Source organism: Clostridium sp. HGF2, from assembly GCF_964240115.1.
Taxonomy (GTDB): domain Bacteria; phylum Bacillota_I; class Bacilli_A; order Erysipelotrichales; family Erysipelotrichaceae; genus Clostridium_AQ; species Clostridium_AQ innocuum.
Genome location: NZ_CAXSSO010000002.1, coordinates 1 through 17516 on the forward strand (window position 1 = coordinate 1; position 17516 = coordinate 17516).

18 protein-coding genes are annotated in these 17516 nt (G+C 43.0%); 17 read left to right on the plus strand and 1 reads right to left on the minus strand.

Translation table 11 applies throughout. The annotated features are described in order from the left end of the window. The first annotated feature begins 144 nt into the window (after nucleotides 1-144). The 5 genes from ACESPQ_RS03815 to ACESPQ_RS03835 all read left to right on the plus strand — a co-directional run bounded on the left by ACESPQ_RS03815 (nucleotide 145) and on the right by ACESPQ_RS03835 (nucleotide 4089). Entirely contained in the window at nucleotides 145-345 is a 201-nt protein-coding gene (locus ACESPQ_RS03815; protein ID WP_253278413.1) for an AAA family ATPase, read from the plus strand. Further along, nucleotides 303-674: an AAA family ATPase gene (locus ACESPQ_RS03820; RefSeq protein ID WP_164468379.1), complete on the plus strand. Its 372-nt coding sequence runs from the start codon at nucleotides 303-305 to the stop codon at nucleotides 672-674. Before ACESPQ_RS03815 ends, ACESPQ_RS03820 begins: the two co-directional genes overlap by 43 nt. Further along, nucleotides 626-1786 carry an AAA family ATPase gene (locus tag ACESPQ_RS03825; RefSeq protein WP_373143948.1) on the plus strand — a complete coding sequence of 387 codons (1161 nt, stop codon included), beginning with the start codon at nucleotides 626-628 and terminating at the stop codon, nucleotides 1784-1786. The genes ACESPQ_RS03820 and ACESPQ_RS03825 overlap by 49 nt, the downstream gene beginning before the upstream one ends. A gap of 402 nt (nucleotides 1787-2188) precedes the next feature. Then, nucleotides 2189-3205, plus strand: a complete 1017-nt coding sequence (locus tag ACESPQ_RS03830) for an ROK family protein (RefSeq protein ID WP_002607811.1) — start codon at nucleotides 2189-2191, stop codon at nucleotides 3203-3205. Beyond that, nucleotides 3202-4089, plus strand: a complete 888-nt coding sequence (locus ACESPQ_RS03835; RefSeq protein ID WP_257328168.1) for a PHP domain-containing protein — start codon at nucleotides 3202-3204, stop codon at nucleotides 4087-4089. The genes ACESPQ_RS03830 and ACESPQ_RS03835 overlap by 4 nt, the downstream gene beginning before the upstream one ends. A gap of 117 nt (nucleotides 4090-4206) precedes the next feature. On the opposite strand, the gene ACESPQ_RS03840 is transcribed toward ACESPQ_RS03835, so the two are convergent. Continuing rightward, nucleotides 4207-5124, minus strand: a complete 918-nt coding sequence (locus tag ACESPQ_RS03840) for a hypothetical protein (RefSeq protein ID WP_002607813.1) — start codon at nucleotides 5122-5124, stop codon at nucleotides 4207-4209. Between the two features lie 691 nt (nucleotides 5125-5815). Here ACESPQ_RS03840 and ACESPQ_RS03845 point away from each other — a divergent pair. The 12 genes from ACESPQ_RS03845 (at nucleotide 5816) to ACESPQ_RS03900 (ending at nucleotide 17319) form a co-directional block, all read left to right on the plus strand. Beyond that, nucleotides 5816-6256: a PTS sugar transporter subunit IIA gene (locus ACESPQ_RS03845; RefSeq protein ID WP_002607814.1), complete on the plus strand. Its 441-nt coding sequence runs from the start codon at nucleotides 5816-5818 to the stop codon at nucleotides 6254-6256. Between the two features lie 12 nt (nucleotides 6257-6268). Next, the gene (locus tag ACESPQ_RS03850; protein ID WP_373143949.1) at nucleotides 6269-7108 is read left to right on the plus strand and encodes a PRD domain-containing protein; all 840 of its coding nucleotides are present in this window, start codon (nucleotides 6269-6271) and stop codon (nucleotides 7106-7108) included. A 339-nt stretch (nucleotides 7109-7447) separates the two neighbouring features. Next, nucleotides 7448-8833, plus strand: a complete 1386-nt coding sequence (locus ACESPQ_RS03855; RefSeq protein WP_008727002.1) for a PTS transporter subunit EIIC — start codon at nucleotides 7448-7450, stop codon at nucleotides 8831-8833. Nucleotides 8834-8923: 90 nt separating this feature from the next. Continuing rightward, nucleotides 8924-10363, plus strand: coding sequence for a M81 family metallopeptidase (locus tag ACESPQ_RS03860; RefSeq protein ID WP_373143951.1), 1440 nt, complete (start codon nucleotides 8924-8926; stop codon nucleotides 10361-10363). A gap of 47 nt (nucleotides 10364-10410) precedes the next feature. Next, nucleotides 10411-11853, plus strand: a complete 1443-nt coding sequence (locus ACESPQ_RS03865) for a M81 family metallopeptidase (protein ID WP_257377212.1) — start codon at nucleotides 10411-10413, stop codon at nucleotides 11851-11853. A gap of 56 nt (nucleotides 11854-11909) precedes the next feature. Next, the gene (locus ACESPQ_RS03870; RefSeq protein WP_257328679.1) at nucleotides 11910-13283 is read left to right on the plus strand and encodes a M24 family metallopeptidase; all 1374 of its coding nucleotides are present in this window, start codon (nucleotides 11910-11912) and stop codon (nucleotides 13281-13283) included. 30 nt (nucleotides 13284-13313) lie between these two features. Further along, nucleotides 13314-13697: an HAD family hydrolase gene (locus ACESPQ_RS03875; protein ID WP_233105651.1), complete on the plus strand. Its 384-nt coding sequence runs from the start codon at nucleotides 13314-13316 to the stop codon at nucleotides 13695-13697. An 18-nt stretch (nucleotides 13698-13715) separates the two neighbouring features. Then, entirely contained in the window at nucleotides 13716-13886 is a 171-nt protein-coding gene (locus ACESPQ_RS03880) for a hypothetical protein (protein ID WP_233105650.1), read from the plus strand. Then, nucleotides 13883-14095 carry an HAD family hydrolase gene (locus ACESPQ_RS03885; protein WP_233105649.1) on the plus strand — a complete coding sequence of 71 codons (213 nt, stop codon included), beginning with the start codon at nucleotides 13883-13885 and terminating at the stop codon, nucleotides 14093-14095. Before ACESPQ_RS03880 ends, ACESPQ_RS03885 begins: the two co-directional genes overlap by 4 nt. Continuing rightward, on the plus strand, nucleotides 14092-14796 hold the full coding sequence (locus ACESPQ_RS03890; protein ID WP_002607823.1) for a YczE/YyaS/YitT family protein: 705 nt from the start codon (nucleotides 14092-14094) through the stop codon (nucleotides 14794-14796). Before ACESPQ_RS03885 ends, ACESPQ_RS03890 begins: the two co-directional genes overlap by 4 nt. Before the next feature lie 43 nt (nucleotides 14797-14839). Next, entirely contained in the window at nucleotides 14840-16264 is a 1425-nt protein-coding gene (locus tag ACESPQ_RS03895; RefSeq protein ID WP_002607824.1) for a glycoside hydrolase family 1 protein, read from the plus strand. Between the two features lie 155 nt (nucleotides 16265-16419). Next, nucleotides 16420-17319 (plus strand): MurR/RpiR family transcriptional regulator, encoded by a 900-nt coding sequence (locus ACESPQ_RS03900; protein WP_002607825.1) that lies wholly within the window; start codon nucleotides 16420-16422, stop codon nucleotides 17317-17319. Nucleotides 17320-17516 lie beyond the last annotated feature (197 nt).

Sequence of the window (17516 nt, forward strand, 5' to 3'; positions counted from 1 at the left end):
AAGAACAACCTATCATGATAAATCTTGCATTGGAAATCAGAATTCTATATTTCTTCATTCGCTGGTTTCTATAAACTTAGAAATGCGATATAATAGGAAGAGAAAGTGAGTGATATAATGAAAAAAGGAATTCCGTTAGGAATCATGAATTACAGAGAATTGAAAGAAAAAAATTATTATGTAGTTGATAAAAGTCTTCTGATTCAGGAATTTCTTGAGCGGATGGCAAAAGCCACGTTGGTTACACGGCCCCGCCGATTCGGTAAAACACTCAATATGAGCAGGCGCTGCCCGCCCATGGCGTGCTTGCAGAATTCTTCGATATCACAAAGAATTCAAAAGTAATTTTTGCAGATACTGCTATTATGAAAACAAAGTACGCAGAACATATGAACAGCTACCCGACAATATTTCTTTCATTTGCAGATGCAAAGGATAGTAAAAACCGGATTGTTGCATGCGTGAAAGAACAACTGCTTAAGGTGTATGATCAATACTCCTTTACATTGGAAAATTTGAGCATCTTTGAAAAGCCCCAATTTGATTCTATTTTGAAGGGACTGTCAAATTTGGATGATGGAAATCTGGAGACCGTTGATCGCGCCATCAGTTTTCTTATGACAAGGTGTCATCAATACTATGGAAAGCGGGTCATGCTTTTTATAGACGAATAGGCGCTGCCCGCCCAAGGCGTGACACGCCTTTTATAGAAGCTCATACGGGAGGTTTTTATGAAGATGTACGCGGGGCGTTTGCTGCTTTGCTTCATACCTCACTGAAATCCAGCGATGATTTGGAATATGCTATGATTACCGGGATACAGCGTGTTGCGAAGGAGAACGTTTTTAGTGATTTGAATAATATATTTGTATGCACAGTGAAGGATGCTGATTATGCAAGCTATTTTGGATTTACAGAGAATGAAGTTAAGAAGATGCTTGTTGATAACGGGATGGAGTATACAGCTGATGTAAAGGAAATGTATGACGGATATAACATAGGAGGCATCGACATCTATAATCCATGGTCAATTGTGAACTATGTATGCAAGAAGGTATTGGCTCCCTACTGGATCAATACCAGTTCCAATACAATGATCAAAGAAGCAATGCAAAGCTGTGAACAGGATTTTAAGGATGATTATGAGAAACTTATCAAAACCGGTACAGTAGAAACATTGGTGAATTTTGAAACCTCCTTTTATGAATTGAAAAATACATCCAGCTTGTGGGGACTATTTGTCAATGCGGGATACTTAACTGTACATAAGACTTTGGATGTACTTGAGGACATGTACTCCTTACGGATTCCCAATAATGAGATCGCAAGAGAATTTCAATCACTGACGGTGTTTTTTCTGAATGTGGATGAAACCACGGTGGCAAAAATGTTTCAGGCACTAAAAACACAGAACTGGGATGGATTTTTGAAGAATTATCAGAGAATGCTGCTGGAGTCTGTCAGCTATTATGATTTAAGAAATGAGAATTCATACCACTCACTGCTTTTAGGTATGTGTATGTGGCTGCGAAACGATTATGAAATCGTCAGTAACAGGGAAAGCGGAGAAGGACGTTTTGATATTTTGCTCAACAGTAAAAACAATGCTCTGCCATCTATGCTGTTTGAATTGAAATACACGAAGGATGAGAGCGTGAATCTGGAAGCATTAGCTGAAGCGGGTATGGAACAGATGAAAAAGAAAAAATATGGTATCGGTTTGGAGAACTGTGTTTATATCGCCTTGGCACATTGTGGAAAACGTGTTTTCATGAGCAGAGAATAAGATAATGAAAAGAAGTTTCGAGACGATTGTGTTTATGAAATAATCACAATCCACAAAGAAACTTCTTTTTATCTGTCGAGCTAAACGAGTGCCGCGGATTTAAATTATTGTACAGATACCATAGGACAGGCGATACCTGCTTCAGCAGTTTCATAGTCTGCGGATTTCATCTTTTCACTTCGCATATTTTCTCATGCTTTTGCAAGGTCAGACACGAATTGATATCAAACGCAAAGAGCCTTTGTATTTTCAATTATGAATCTTCATATTCAAAGTGAATTTCTAGCTATCGTATGATGGTTTAATTCCATATTTTACACAGCAGGCAGTTGACATTTTATGCAGCTTCCTGTACGATATAGGTGACTTAATAAAGAATCTTTAAAAAGAGGTGGTGATTTATTGGCTTGGAATCCCATACAGATGAAACAGGAGAATCTATCTGTTTTACGAAACGTATTTCTCAAGCAGCACAGTGCGACAAAGCCACAGCTGGCAAAGCTGAGTGGTTTAAGCGTTGTGACTGTTAATTCTTTGATCCATGAGCTTTTGGAAACCGGTGAAGTAATACAAAAGCAGATGCTTCCATCCGGTGGAGGACGACCCGCCCTGCAGTATCAGTACAATGGCCGTTATAAAATGGCATTAACAGCGTATATGTATGTTCAAGAGGGAAGAGAGCGGTTATTTCTGGAGGTTCAGGACTTATTTCAAAACATGGTAGCATCCGATGCCTATGAGATAGCGGATATGGATATTGATATGCTGGAGCATGCCATTTCAAGGTGGATGAAACAGTATCCGACAATTTCAGTTATGGTCTTCGGTATTCCCGGTACGGAGTATCAGGGAAAGCTGAAGGTTATGGATTATGCAATCTTCCAATCACAGGAGCTGTTCGCAAGACTGCGCAGCACCTATCAGATGCCTGTGCTTATAGAAAATGATATCAATGCGGCTTTATTTGGTTACTGTCAGCGGCAGAATATACGTCAGGAATGTACAGCGGGTCTGTATTTTCCAAAAAAGTATCCGCCGGGTTCGGCACTCTATATCCGCGGAGATATTTATCGCGGCGCGAATCACATGGTAGGTGAGCTTGACCAGCTGCCACTGGGCGTTGATTGGAGAGAACAGAATATCAGTGATGAGCAGCAGCTGCGTAACATGGATTTGCTTATACAAAGCATCGCCTGTATGTATGATCCGCATGCGCTTCTGATTTATTGTGACACAATGGATGAGGCACTGCTGAAGAAGCTGATTACTATCATGAAGACAGAGTGGAAGGTGCTGACGCCTCCAACGATGATCTTACGTAGCAGTATCCACGAGGATTTCTCACTGGGCGTCAGAGAAATAGCCGCAAGAGAGCTTTTTGATCAGATCATACGGAAAGAAAGAGGTACTTCATTATGAAAAAACTGGATCTGCATATGCATTCCAAATATAGCGACGATGGGCAGTATGAACCCATAGAATTATTGAAAATGTGCAAAGCTGCCGGTCTGGATATGATGGCCATTGCCGATCATAACAGTGTAAGAGGAAGCCGGATTGCACTTCGCCATCAGCAGGAATATGGAATCACCTGTATACCTGCAATTGAAATAGATGCTGTATCACAGGATGTCGGCTATCATATTTTAGGATATGGAATTGATGTTCATAATCCTGTATTTGATGAAATTGAGGAGCATGTGGCTTCTCAGGAACGCGAGGCAAGCAAGCGCCGCCGCCAACTGGTACGGGACATGGGGATCGCCTTTGATGAAAAGCGTATTCAGGAATTAAGTCCCGGCGGTATCACGACCGGTGAGGCGATTGGAGAAGCTGCTATGGAGTATGATGTGGAAAAGAAAAACCCGCTTCTGCAGCCGTATTATCCAGGGGGGGAACGCAGCGATAATCCTTTTGTGAATTTTTACTGGGATATATGCGCACCTGGGAAGCCGGCCTATGTGGAAATCTTCTATCCGAGTGTCAGCGCCATCGTGGAGCTGCTTCACCAGCAAAATGCATTGGCCATTGTGGCACATCCCGGGATGAATGCCAAAGAACAGATGGATCGCATACATGATCTGCTTCAACTCGGTGTTGACGGGTTTGAGGTGTTCAGCTCCTATCACAGTGAACAGCAGACACAGTTTTATTATAATCTGGCAAAGAGCCACGGCTTGTATATGACCTGCGGAAGTGACTTCCACGGGAAGACGAAGCCTGCAGTTCACATTGGTATGTGCAGCATGGAGGAAAAAGAAAATACATGTCTGGTGCGTAAGCTGGAAACACTGCGCATATGAGAAAAAGCTGCGGTTATGCTCTCAACCGCAGCTTTTTCCATGGAAATGTCCTGACGAATGCCGCTTTTTTACGTATAATGCAGGCAGAACCAAGGCGTTCATTCTCTCATAATATCATTAGATGTCAATACCTGCACGTTCCAGTCCGCCCTGTGAAAAGTGCCAGCTTTTGATATGTCTGCCCTTGCTCAGAAGTGTCACGAAAGCCTCACCCCTCAGGGTTTCCTGTATCCTTCCCTGCATGGCTCCCTGTTTCGGTGAAGCAAGCGTGTGTCCCTTTTCACCAAACAAGCGTATGCGCAGCTCCAGAGGATATTGCTTCAGCACGATTTGCTGGTTTTTCCTGTCCTCTGTGGCACGACACCCCAGATAGGTCGCAAAGCACAGCTGTTTTTCATGAACCATCAATACGCAGATACAGCCCTGAAAGGAGCCGGTGAGAAATGGAATATGTGCCAGAGAAAAGAAAAAGCAGGAAGCAGTGTCCTCACAGTTGTTTGACTGAAACCAGGCATAAGCGGAGGGAAACGAGGTACCGCGGTCCTTCTCCATATAGCCGCTGCCATGAATCTGAAAGCAGCGATTGTTCAGTCGGATTGTTCCGCTGACGGTGTGACGCAGAGAAATGATGGAATGCACACATTCCATAGACACATAGGAAAACGGACCCATAATGGTCGGTGCATACGGGGAAGTATGCAGCGGTGTTAAGGAGCTGTGCAGCAGATCCGCCTGCAGCTGCGACAGGCGCAGTGTTACGGAATTCATAGACAGCCGGTTTCCTCTGATGTTAAGCACAAACGGATGCTGCTGTATGGTTACAGCCTTCCATGGATACTCCACATAGCGGCTTTTCTTCGTATGGGTGTCAAGAAACTGAATAAATGCGCTTTTCTTAGCATTGCTGATCTGTAATCCGAAGATGATTGCAAAGCTGATTTCTTTGGTTTGAACACGTACATACCAGCCCTCAAACCAGGGCTTGTTTCCCTTTGGCAGATGCAGTGCGAATTCCTGTTCAAGTGATGATTTCATAAGCAGCCTCCCATGTCCATTCGTATATCGCATGGAATATTGTATGTAGGAAGGATGCTTCCTATACCCATGGATTCTTCTTTACGCAAGGAACTGTTTTTGAAAGATGCTTTTCAACTTTCTACAATAATAAAGAAACTGAGATCAGGGGGATGAACACTTTCATATCTCAGGCTGAACACAGGCTGTAATCTTTTTCTGAAGGAACAGTTAGATGTTCTGCCGGCTTCTTGCTAATGTAAAAGCGGTAAAAGTAAGAAGCTGTAATTCATCCATCTATCTAGTAGAATCCAGCTTGGATAAGGACAAAATAATATTGTATGGCAGTAATCTCATAGATTAAGAGTCCCCTTTATAGTAGCCTTGATTGATTTATTCTCCGCTGAATCGTAATCAATCATAAAAAAATGTTAAAAATATACAAAAAAATGGTATTGACAACGCTTTCAGCGTGGTGCTATACTGTAGGTGCGGATAAAGAAATGACTGGATTGTAATTCTTAACTTGATTTTAGGAAGCAAGACCTATCAGTAAATCCAAATTTTTGGTATGATAACGTCTTGCTTTTTTGTGTCTTATAAACATAAGCGAAATGAGCGGGATGTGCAGAAACGGATACTGTTAAAGCACAGTGCTTCATACATAAAGGTGAGGCTGTGAATTAAACAAGGAAAACAGGAGGGAAAGAAAATGGAAGTTTTATGTAGTCCGGTGAATGGCAAAGCTACAATGCTGGAGAATGTACATGATGAAATGTTCTCGGAAAAAATGCTGGGAGACGGTATCGCAGTAATACCGGATGAGAATGAATTGAGGAGTCCTGTGGAGGGAACGGTAACCATGATTTATGAAACACAGCATGCAATCGGTATTCAGACAGATTTGGGAACCGATATTCTGATACATATCGGTATTGACACCGTGCAGCTGCACGGGGTACCGTTTCAAACAAAAGCAAAGGTTGGAGATCGGGTTAAGCAGGGAGATTTGCTGACCATCGTAGACTGGGATATGATAAGAAATAAAAACATGGATGTTATTGTGCCGATTATTGTAACAAATAAAAGGGTTGATCAAATGAAAACAAATGGGGATATCAGAGTGGGGGAGCCTTTGTTTGAGATAGTGTAAGCGGGTGCTCATATGCAGATCAAGAAAATTTATAACAATAACATCGCCATGGTCAAAAACGAGGATGGGGATGAGGTCATTCTGGTGGGAAAGGGCATTGTATTCGGTTTGAAAAAAGGGGATGAAATTCAGGCGGAAAAAGCGGAAAAGAAGTTCGAGCTGAAGGGGGAGGCGAAGCATAAATTTGAAAAAATGATTCAGGATACACCAATCGACTATATTCTGGTATCTGAGGAAATCATTGCGTATTTCAAGGAGCACAGCACAAAAGAACTGAATGACGGTATTTATGTAACACTCACCGATCATATAGCGAACACCATAGAGCGCATACGACTGGGAATAGATTTCGACATGACGATGCTGTTAAATGTGAAGTCATTGTACAGAGAGGAATATAAGCTCGCTTTACATGCAATCGAAATGCTGCGCAACGCATTTCATCTTCATATCGATGACAACGAAGCAAATTTTATAACGCTGCATATCGTCAACGCCGAGCTTACCTCCAATATGATGGAAATATATACCATTACATCCATCCTGGAAAGCATCAATACAATTGTGTTGCAGAGCTTCCAAGTCGATGTACAGGATAATTATGATTTTGACCGGTTCCTCATCCATTGCCGCTTCTTTGTGCAGCGCATTGTCAATGCGGAAGCCGGTGTGCACCACTCAACGGCAAATCAGGCAATCTTTCAGATGATGAAGGAACAGAGTGTGCAGCAGTATGCCTGTGTAAATCAAATCGCAGAGATGCTGGAAAAAAAGTATGCATACTCTGTCAATGATGAGGAAAAATTATATCTTCTGATTCATTTGAATAAATTAACGAAGGACAGCGTTTAGAAAAAGAATCCTGAATAACATACAAAAAAAGCCTGCAGAGAGCTTTTGGAATACCGGTACAGCATTGCCGGCTTACTCTTGTTTCACTGGTTTCAAAAGAGATAGCTATATGTGGTATGTACCCGTATGATATTCCGGAAAGCCTGGGGATGAACGGCACTTTCAGCGGCTTGTATGTAGTCTTCAGGTTCTGATATAAAATCAGTGAGAAAGGGATATAGAGAAGTAAGCCAAGCGATACCATCTCTATACTAGGTGAAAGACACACAGCATTGGATGGTGACGGTAGATCCGGCCAAACCTCTTAGAAAATTTATTTTCATAAAAGGAGGAAAATTTATGGCAAAGTATACAGAAATGGCCAAAGGAGTCTTGACGAATGTTGGCGGAATTGAAAATATCACATTCGTTGAGCACTGTGCGACGAGATTGAGAATTCACTATAAGAGCAAAAACAAGGTAAATGTGGAGGCCCTGAAAACGGTGGACCGTGTTGTTGGACTTGTTGAGAAAGCCGGACAGGTACAGATTATTATCGGTCCGGAGGTCAATGATGCGTATAATGAATTTCTGGATGTTTCCGGCTTCAAGGTAACGGATGAACAACCGTCCGTGGGGAATGATTCGTCCGATGATGAGCAGGAAAAGAACTTCATGTATTATTTGAATGTCTTCGGAAACAAATGTGCGGCAATCTTTATGCCGATCATTCCGGCTATGATTACCGGAGGTCTGATCCTGGCTGTTAAAAACCTGCTGGTAAACTACTTCGGTATGAGTGCGGATGGCGGAACTGCGACGCTGCTTCTGAATATCTTCACGGCTGGCTTCTCATTCTTCCCGATCTGGATCGGATACTCCTTCGCGAAATCATTGCGTATGGAACCGATTATGGGTGGTTTTTTAGGAGCTGTACTGTTTGTATGCAGTGATGCGAAGGGGCTTGATTTCCTGGGACTCAGTGTGCCAACCGTAACCTATGCAGGCAGTGTGTTCCCTATCATTCTGGGTGTGGCTGTTATGTATTTCGTTGATAAGTTCCTGAAACGCGTCATTCCGGAAATGTTTGTGTATTTCTTAAAACCAATTCTAACTATGATCATCGTTGTTCCTATAACTCTGATTGTTTTAGGACCGATTGGTACCGTGCTAAGCAACAGTGTCGGTGCCGCAATTCAGGCAGTCATGAGTGTTGCCGGCTGGATTGCAATGCCTATTCTGTCTGCCCTGTATCCGTATATGGTTATGCTTGGGCTGGATAAAGCATTTACACCGATTATGGCACAGTCCATTGCGGAAATCGGCTATGATCCATTCAATATGGTTATGGGTCTTGTATCCAATCTATGTATTGGCGGCAGTGCACTTGCAGTTGCGTTCCATTTAAAAGATAAAGCGAAAAAGGGTATGATTTCATCCTTTGGTATTACAGCACTGTGCGGTGTTACAGAGCCTGCCTTCTACGGCTCCCTGATCATGCGTCCGAAATGTCTGATCGGTACTGCAATCGGTGCGGTATGCTCCGGTCTGATTGCCGGAATCTTCGGTCTTCAAAACTATGTTGTCGGAGGATGTCCGGGTCTGTTATCCTTCTTCTATTTCCTGCCCGCAGATGGTTCTACGGGGAATATCATCCTATATTTTGCAGTAGCGGTTGTTGCGATTGTCGTATCCTTTGTGGCGACCAGCTACATTCTTAAAAAAACAGATACTGTGAAAGAATAGAGTAAGAAAAGACTTTGACGAAACTGTATTTGTTGAAGTCTTTCTTTCAAATGAAACAAACAAAGGAACGAAGAACACGGAGGTAAGAAAATGAAGGTACTCGTCGGAGAGTTTGTCACAGAATCAAATGCTAATATTCCCACTATATGTACGATAAAGCAGTATGATATCGGACTTGGTGAGGATTGTATTCAGAAAATGGGAATCCGTGAAGTTTTTGAAAGGAACGATGTCACGCTGATACCCAGTATATATGCAAATGCCGGAGCTGCCGGTGTTGTAGAGAAAAGCGCATTTACGTATATCGAGCATATGTTTATCGATACGCTAAAAAAGAATTTGCATGAAATTGACGGTATTTTCCTGATGCTGCATGGTGCCAGTGAGGTGGAGGAGCTGGGGTCCGGAGATCATCATATTTTAAAGGAGCTGCGTAAACTTGCCGGTCCGTATTTACCGATTGCGATTGTATGTGATCCGCATGGAAATTTATGCAAGGAATATGCAGAATCGGCAACCATCCTGCGAAGCTATCGCGAGTCTCCGCATACGGATGCTGATGAAACAATGGAAAAGGTAGCGGAAATGCTATGTGGGCTGTTGAAAAAACGGCGTAATATTCATGCGGTATACCGCAAGCTTCCTTTGATTCTGGGGGGAGAACAAAGCGTATCTGCGGATGAGCCGGTCTTATCAATCAACCGGTATATGGATGAACTGGAGAAGGACGATCGTATCTTAAGCTGTTCCTGGCATGTTGGCTATATCCGTCATGATTGTGATGTCGCAGGCTGCGGTATCATTGTTGTTCCATACAGTGAGCAGGATTTGCCTTATGCACAGGAGGCTGCGGATCGTCTGGCTGCCTATGTATGGGAAAAGCGTCATGAGTTTCATTATACAGGCTTAACAGCTTCGCCTTCCAAAGCGTTGCAGATGGCACTGGATGTTCAGGATAAGCCGGTGTTTCTCACGGATTCCGGTGATAATGTAACATCGGGTGCAACCGGATGGAATACCGGTATACTGCGTCAGGTGCTGCAAACGGAAACGACAAAAAAATTTTTATTTGCGACCATATGCGATCCTGCCGCATACCAGACACTGTCCGCATGTAAAACAGGGGAGGAGCTTTCCTTTACTCTGGGTGTAGGCTTTGATGAGCTGAGCAGTGCTGTGGAGCTGGATGCTGTTGTGAAAAGCAGTGGAAAGCTGACAGGCTTTATGATGCATGATCATACCTCTGTTTTCGGACACTGTGTCAATGTTCATGTAAAGGGAACTTCGATCGATATCATGGTTGCGGATACCGGTTGGGCAGTTTGTGAGCTGCATCAGTTTGTCAGTGTAGGCATTGATGTCGATGCGTATGATGTTATCGTCGTAAAGCAGGGGTATATTTTTCCCGATTTCAAAGCAAAGGGGAAGCTTTGTGTCATGTCACTGACCGAAGGGGCAACTCTTCAGGATACTGCACGTCTGCCATTTAAACGTATCATGCGCCCTATGTTTCCAATCGATGATGTCTGAAGCATACCAAACGTATATACGGATTATATGACAGGAGGAGGAAGCAGATGAAAATTTTAGCAGCTAAATTTGTATTGGAGGCAAATGCCCATGTACCGATGAAATGTGATATGGAGAATGTGGCGTTGTCTTATGGAAAGGAAGCACTGTCACACATGCAGCTTGGCAATGTGTTTGATGCAGAGGATATAGATCTCATTCCGGTAATCTGTGCGGATGCCGGATGCAGCGGAGTGATGAAAACATCTTGTTTTATGTATATTGAGCAGCGCATTCTACAGGCTGTGAAAGAACATGTAAAGGATTTGGACGGTATCTATCTTCACCTGCACGGCGCAAGCTTTGTAGAGGATATCGGTTCGGGCGAGCATCACTTGCTGCGCTGTATTCGCAGGATTACCGGTCCCTATCTGCCCATTGCGATATCCTGTGATCCGCATGGAAATCTGACAAAGGAATATGTGGAGAATGCTACCATTCTTCGCAGCTTTCGGGAGGCACCGCATACCGATATTCCGGAAACTGTACAATTTGTATGCCGTGCACTCGTTCAGGAAATCCGCGATCGGATGAATATGCGTCCTGTATACCGCAAGCTTCCATTGATACTGGGAGGAGAACAGAGTGTTTCTGCGGATGAACCGGTACATTCCATCAATCAGTTTATGAATGAACTGGAAAAGGATGAGCGGATACTGAGCTGTTCGTGGCATGTCGGATATCTGCGTCATGATGCCCCGGAAGCAGGCTGTGGGATTGTCGTGGTGCCAAGCGCACAGGACTTTCAGCAATATGCTGAAGAAGCAGCAGATCAGCTGATGAACTATGTCTGGGGTAAGCGCCATGAATTTCATTACACGGGTCTTACCAGAGAACCGCAGGAAGCATTGCAGGCGGCTCTTGATTTTTCAGGAAAGCCGGTGTTTCTCACGGATTCCGGGGATAATGTGACCTCCGGGGCGATGGGGGCTAACACATTTATATTACGGCAGGTGTTAGCTTGTGAACATCTGACAAAACGCTTTTTGTTTGCCGCAATCAATGATCCCGCAGCCTATCAGCTGCTGGAAGCACATGATGTGCAGGAGCAGGTTCATTTACGCCTCGGTATGGATATGGATGAGTGTACAGCTGCGGTGGAGCTGGATGTTACGATACTTGCGAAGGGACGGCAGGAAGGAACGCATATGTATGGGGAAGAAGGAGATTACGGAGGTCTGGTTAGCGTATCGGTAAAGGATAAGCCGATAACGATCGTTGTTACGGATAATAATCATTCCTTTGTGGAAAAGCACCAGATGGACGCATGCGGTATCGACTGGGATGATTATGATGTCATCGTTGTTAAGCAGGGATACATCCATCCGGAAATGAAGGAAAAAGGAAAGCTGTGCATCATGTCCTTAACGGATGGGGCAACCTTGCAGGATACAAAGCGGATACCGTTCAAGCTGATTATGCGTCCGATGTATCCACTGGACGATATGTAGCACATGCTCAACAGAAATGATAAACTGGAAATACGGTATGAGAAAGGAAGGAATGTATGATTAAGTTAAAAGAAGTAGAGGCACCGAAACCGGAGGAGGGGCTTATCCCTGTCATGCTGAGCGATGAAACAATGCAGAATCGGAAAGCACGTCTGCTTGAAAGCATGCAGAAGGACGGCTTTGATGCAGTAGTCGTATATGCAGATTTGGAGCATGGCAGTAATTTTGAATATCTGTGCGGTTTTCTACCGCGCTTTGAGGAAGCGTTGCTTATTCTTCATGCAAATGGCAAGGCATTTATGGTACTGGGAAATGAGAATTTAAACAAGGCGGGAAAAGCCAGAATCGAAGCAGTACCTATTCATATGCCGCATTTCTCCCTGCCGAATCAGCCGATGCAGACAGAGAAAAGTGTTGCGCAAATACTGGCATCCTGCGAGTTGGAAGATGCAGAAAAAATCGGATTGATCGGATGGAAGAATTTTACCAGCCATGTGGAGGATAATCATCTGCTGTTTGATTTGCCGTATTTTCTTGTTGAGGCACTTAAGACGGTTTGCGGGAAAGCACAGTTTACCAATGCAGCGTATCTCCTCATTGGAGAAAACGGTGTTCGTACAACCAACAATGCGAATGAGTTTGCACACTATGAATACGGGGCAGCATTGGCAGGAAACTGCATACTGAAGACCATGGATCGCCTAAAGGTCGGTAAAACGGAAATGGAAATGGCAGAAACACTTGCAGCTGACGGACAGCGTCACAGTGTTGTGACCATCATGGCTACAGGAGCCCGTTTTGAAAAAGCCAATCTGTATCCGGGTAATAAACAAATTCAGTGCGGTGATAAAATTTCCATCACCACAGGATTTAAGGGAGGATTGCAGAGTCGTGCTGGCTATGCAGTGGAATGTGCTGAGCAGCTGCCTGAGAAGGAACAGGATTATCTAAAGGCAGTCGCGATTCCTTATTTTCAGGCAGTAAAAACCTGGCTGGAAACCATTAAAATCGGGATAAACGGAAACGATTTGTATGAGGCAGTTGAGACTGTATTGCCAAAGGAGGAGTATGGCTGGACACTGAATCCGGGGCACCTGTGCGCTGATGAGGAATGGATGTCCTCACCGATCTATCCGCAGTCTGAGGAAACATTACAAAGCGGCATGCTGTTTCAGATTGATATCATTCCAAGTGTAAACGGTTATGGGGGAGTCAGCTGTGAAAGTGGAATTTTACTAGCAGATGAGCAGTTGCGGAAGGCAATCGCAAAGGAATATCCGGCTGTGTGGGAACGCATCGTGAAGCGCAGAGCATATATGCAGGAAGTGCTGGGAATCCGTATTCAGGAGGATGTGTTACCAACAAGCATGGCAACGGCATATCTCAGACCGTATCTGTTGAAGAAAGAGATGGCGCTTGCCAGTGTATGAAGAACGTCTTCTTACATCGAAAGCAAGATCATGAAACCGGAAAAGCTGCGGATGGTGGTATGTGATATTGATAATACCCTTGTTGTAAAACATCATGCGTTGACAAAAAAAGCAAAAGAAGTTATCAGAAAACTACGTAAACGACACATCGTATTTGGTTTGGCATCCGGACGCTCTCTTGCAGAAGTGCGAAGATTGCTGCACCGCTGGGGATTGGAAGATGTTGATATGCTGATCTGTATGAATGGATCAACGCTTTGGGACAATCTTACGAAAGAGGAAGAAACATACTATAAACTGAAAAAGGAATGGATTCGGGAAATCATAGAAAAAATGTCCGTTTTCACTTGTAATCCCGTTATCTATCGTAATGATTGCATATATTGCAAAGAGATGGATGAGGTTGTGAAATAATCGGCTACATCAGCAGAAATGGAAGTAATTGAAGTTATGGATATGAAGGTGTTTTATCAGGAAGAAAATGCCAAAATCATGTTCCGGGTAAACGAGGAAGATATGCCGCAAATTGAAGCATATCTTACTGCTCATCCTTCTAAGGATTATCACTTTCTCATCGCAGGGTTTCCAAAGCATACGATTTGAAAAAATTCTGTGAAAAACATCAGATATCTACAGCTGAAGTTATGGCGTTTGGAGATACGACAAATGATCATACAATGCTGGAACCAAGTGGTGTAGGTGTGTGTTTGAAAAACGGCAGCGATGATACAAAGGCGATAGCAGATATCATCACAGACTATCCATGTGATGAGGACGGTTGGGCACGTTTTATGGAAATGTATGCAGAATGAAAAAGAAAGCAGAAAAACAACCCTATCTGTATTTGCGTCTTATTGAAATGCTGCTGGGTATTCTGATAACAGCAATCGGGTTATCCTGCATGATGAAATCACAGTTGGGACAGACTGCAATAACAGCTTTTACACAGAATCTAACTGCCATTACCGGTATCAAGAGTGGAACAGTACTGATTATATTCTTCATATCCTGCACAGGAGCACAGATTGTTATCCTGAAAAAGCAGTTTGCAAACATACAGTACCTTCAAATACCTCTGGCACTGCTGCAGGGAAAAATTGTGAATCTGATCTGTTATGATGTGCCCGGACTCTGTGACTGGTATCCGAAAACCTATATCGGAAAATGGCTGTGTATCTTTTCAGGTATACTCTTCTGTTCCTATGGTGTGGCTGTATTATTTCATGCCGATCTTGTTAAAAATCCATTTGAGGAACTGGCTATGGTCATATCCAGACGGCTGCGGATGGAATTTTGTATATTTCGAACCAGAATAGACATTGTTTTCATGCTGCTGAGTCTGTTTATGATTCTATGCTTCCATCTGGATTTCACGACAGTTAGAGAAGGAACATGGGTATGTATGCTCCTGTTGGGGAAATCAATGAAATATACGTTTCCTTTCGCAGCGAAAACATCGGTATATCATCGAAAAGTAAATAGGAAATACCAATATCAAGAAAACGTGACATAAACGAGTAAAATGATGCATCTAAGATGCAGGAATGGAGGCTACTATGCAAAATATAGAAAAACAAAAATTTTTATGGGGCAGTGCCACAGCAGCGTATCAATGTGAGGGAGCATGGGATGCGGATGGAAAAGGCTTAGGGGAATGGGATGTATTTTCCCATGGTAACCCGTTGAATATCAATGGTGCTACAGGGGATGTATCCTGTGATTTTTACCATCACTATAAGGAAGATATTGATATGCTGAAGGCAGGAGGACAGAATACATACCGGTTTTCCATCTCCTGGGCAAGAATCCTTCCGAATGGAAGAGGTGCTGTAAATCAGGGGGGGATAGATTTCTATAACAGGGTTATTGACTATTGTCTGAAACAGGGTGTGGAGCCGAATGTGACCTTGTTTCATTATGATTTACCGGAAGCAATTGCAAAGGAAGGCGGCTGGGAAAATCGTGCCATCGTAGATGCGTTTGCAGAATATGCAAGGGTCTGCTTTACCGCCTTTGGTGACCGTGTAAAGCTGTGGGTCACGATTAACGAGCCGAAATACTATGCATATTGCAGTCATATGGTAGGGAATTATCCTCCCAATCACCGTCATGATTTTAACCGCTATTTTACGACGGTCTATCATGAAGCAGTCGCCAGTGCGAAAGCAGTGGCAATCTACCATTCGCTGAAGCTGAACGGGTCAATCGGTATTGTGCATGATTCCAGTAATGTGGAGGTAGCACCGGATACGAAGGAAAAAGAACGTGTTCATATGATTGCGGATCTGTTTTATAACCGTATCATATTAGACACCGCATGCAAGGGAGAATTTCCGGGCGCACTGATTTCTTTGTTGCGGGAGTATGGAATCGATACCAGCTATATTAAGTTTGAGGATATGCTGGTATTCCTACAGGGGAAAGTGGATTTCCTTGGGTTGAACGTATACAATCGCTTTTATATTACGGACTACTCAGCAGGGGAAACGGAGGTCTTCCATAACAATAAGGGGGCAGGCTCCAATGCAAAAGAGGGAATCCGTATCAGGGACTGGTATGAAACAGCGATCGATCCAAATACAAAACGGAATCTATGGGGAAGGGAAATCTATCCGAAGTGCATGTATAACACATTGATGGAAATTAAAGAACGCTATGGGGATATTCCTGTGTATATCACAGAGAATGGTCATGGCTGTTATGAAAAACCAAACGATGAAGGCTATGTGGAGGATGATGAGCGTATCGAAATGATGCAGGGATATATTGACTATATGTTGAAAGCGATGGAAGACGGCTGCAATGTAAGGGGGTACTATGCCTGGTCTACGATGGATTTATACAGCTGGGTTAACGGTTATGAAAAGCGTTACGGGCTTGTACGGGTGGATTTTGATGATCACAACAGGCGATATCCGAAAAAGAGCTATTACTGGTTCAAAAAGCTGATTGAAGATTATCGGAAAGCAGAAGAGGAATAATCAGCCTGTATGCTTTGAATTTTACATGAATACTGTCATACTTGTTTTGAAAAAGAACATGTGAAGCATGAAATCAGATCACAGAGCAAGGCATATCAGGAAAGATGGTAGCGTCTTGCTTTTTGATATATGCATGAAATAAAAGAGGTGTTTATATGCTGCTTACACAGATTTTGAAAAGAGGAGAACATTTTTCAAACATAGACAACATCATTGCATCCTATATATTGGAAAAAGGGGAGGAGCTGAATACTGAGACAGTACGCTCCATTGCAGAAAATACATATGTTTCACCAGCTACTGTGATGCGTTTTTTTCAAAGACTGGGCTATAACGGATATCGCACATTCAAAAAGGACTTTTTGGAGGAGATAACATATTTTTCTTCGCATTTTCAGAATATCGATCCCAATCTTCCCTTCCTGCCGCAGGATGATGGAAAGGTGAGAACCAATAAACTGGCTGCTTTGTTTAAGGAAACCATTGATGATGTCTTGGCGCTGACGGATTACGCAATGCTGCAGAGAGCATATCACATGATTGCAAAGGCGAAGCTCATTTATGTATACAGTGCAGGGATACAAATCGGGCTATGTGAAATTTTCAAGGACAAAATGATAAAGATAGGAAAGACTGTCATTGTATCGAATGTTATAGATGAACTATACTACAGTGCCTGCTTTACACAAAGGGACGCTGCATTTATCCTAGTATCCTATTCCGGAGAAACAAAAACCATTTTAGAGGTTGCCGCAAAATTAAAAGAACGCAGTATCTCATGGATTGCTATTACCTCTTATGGTAATAATACGCTTTCGAAATATTCGGATTGCTGCTTGTACGTATCAACACGGGAAAAGATAAATGCCAAAATCGGTGATTTTAGTTTCAATATCTCTGTACTGTTTCTGATGGATGTTTTATACTCCTATTACTTTGCTTCAGACTATTTTGGAAATTATCAGAGCAGACGAAACTACCTAACAGGCTTTGAACAGAATCGAGGGAATATGAAGAAATCGATTAAAAATCCTATATTGATAGATGATAAGTAAGTGGAAACGATACAGTGTTTCGCAGGTGTAAGGGAGATAAAGTGTTTTTTTAGTACAGTGTTTTTATATCCGGTATCAGCCTTGTGCTTGATGACGCAGGAAGGTATCATATGCTTACAAAAGAGAGGAGGATGTATTATGAAACAGTATTGTGAAAGCTTTCCAAAGAATTTTTTATGGGGTGGTGCTACTGCGGC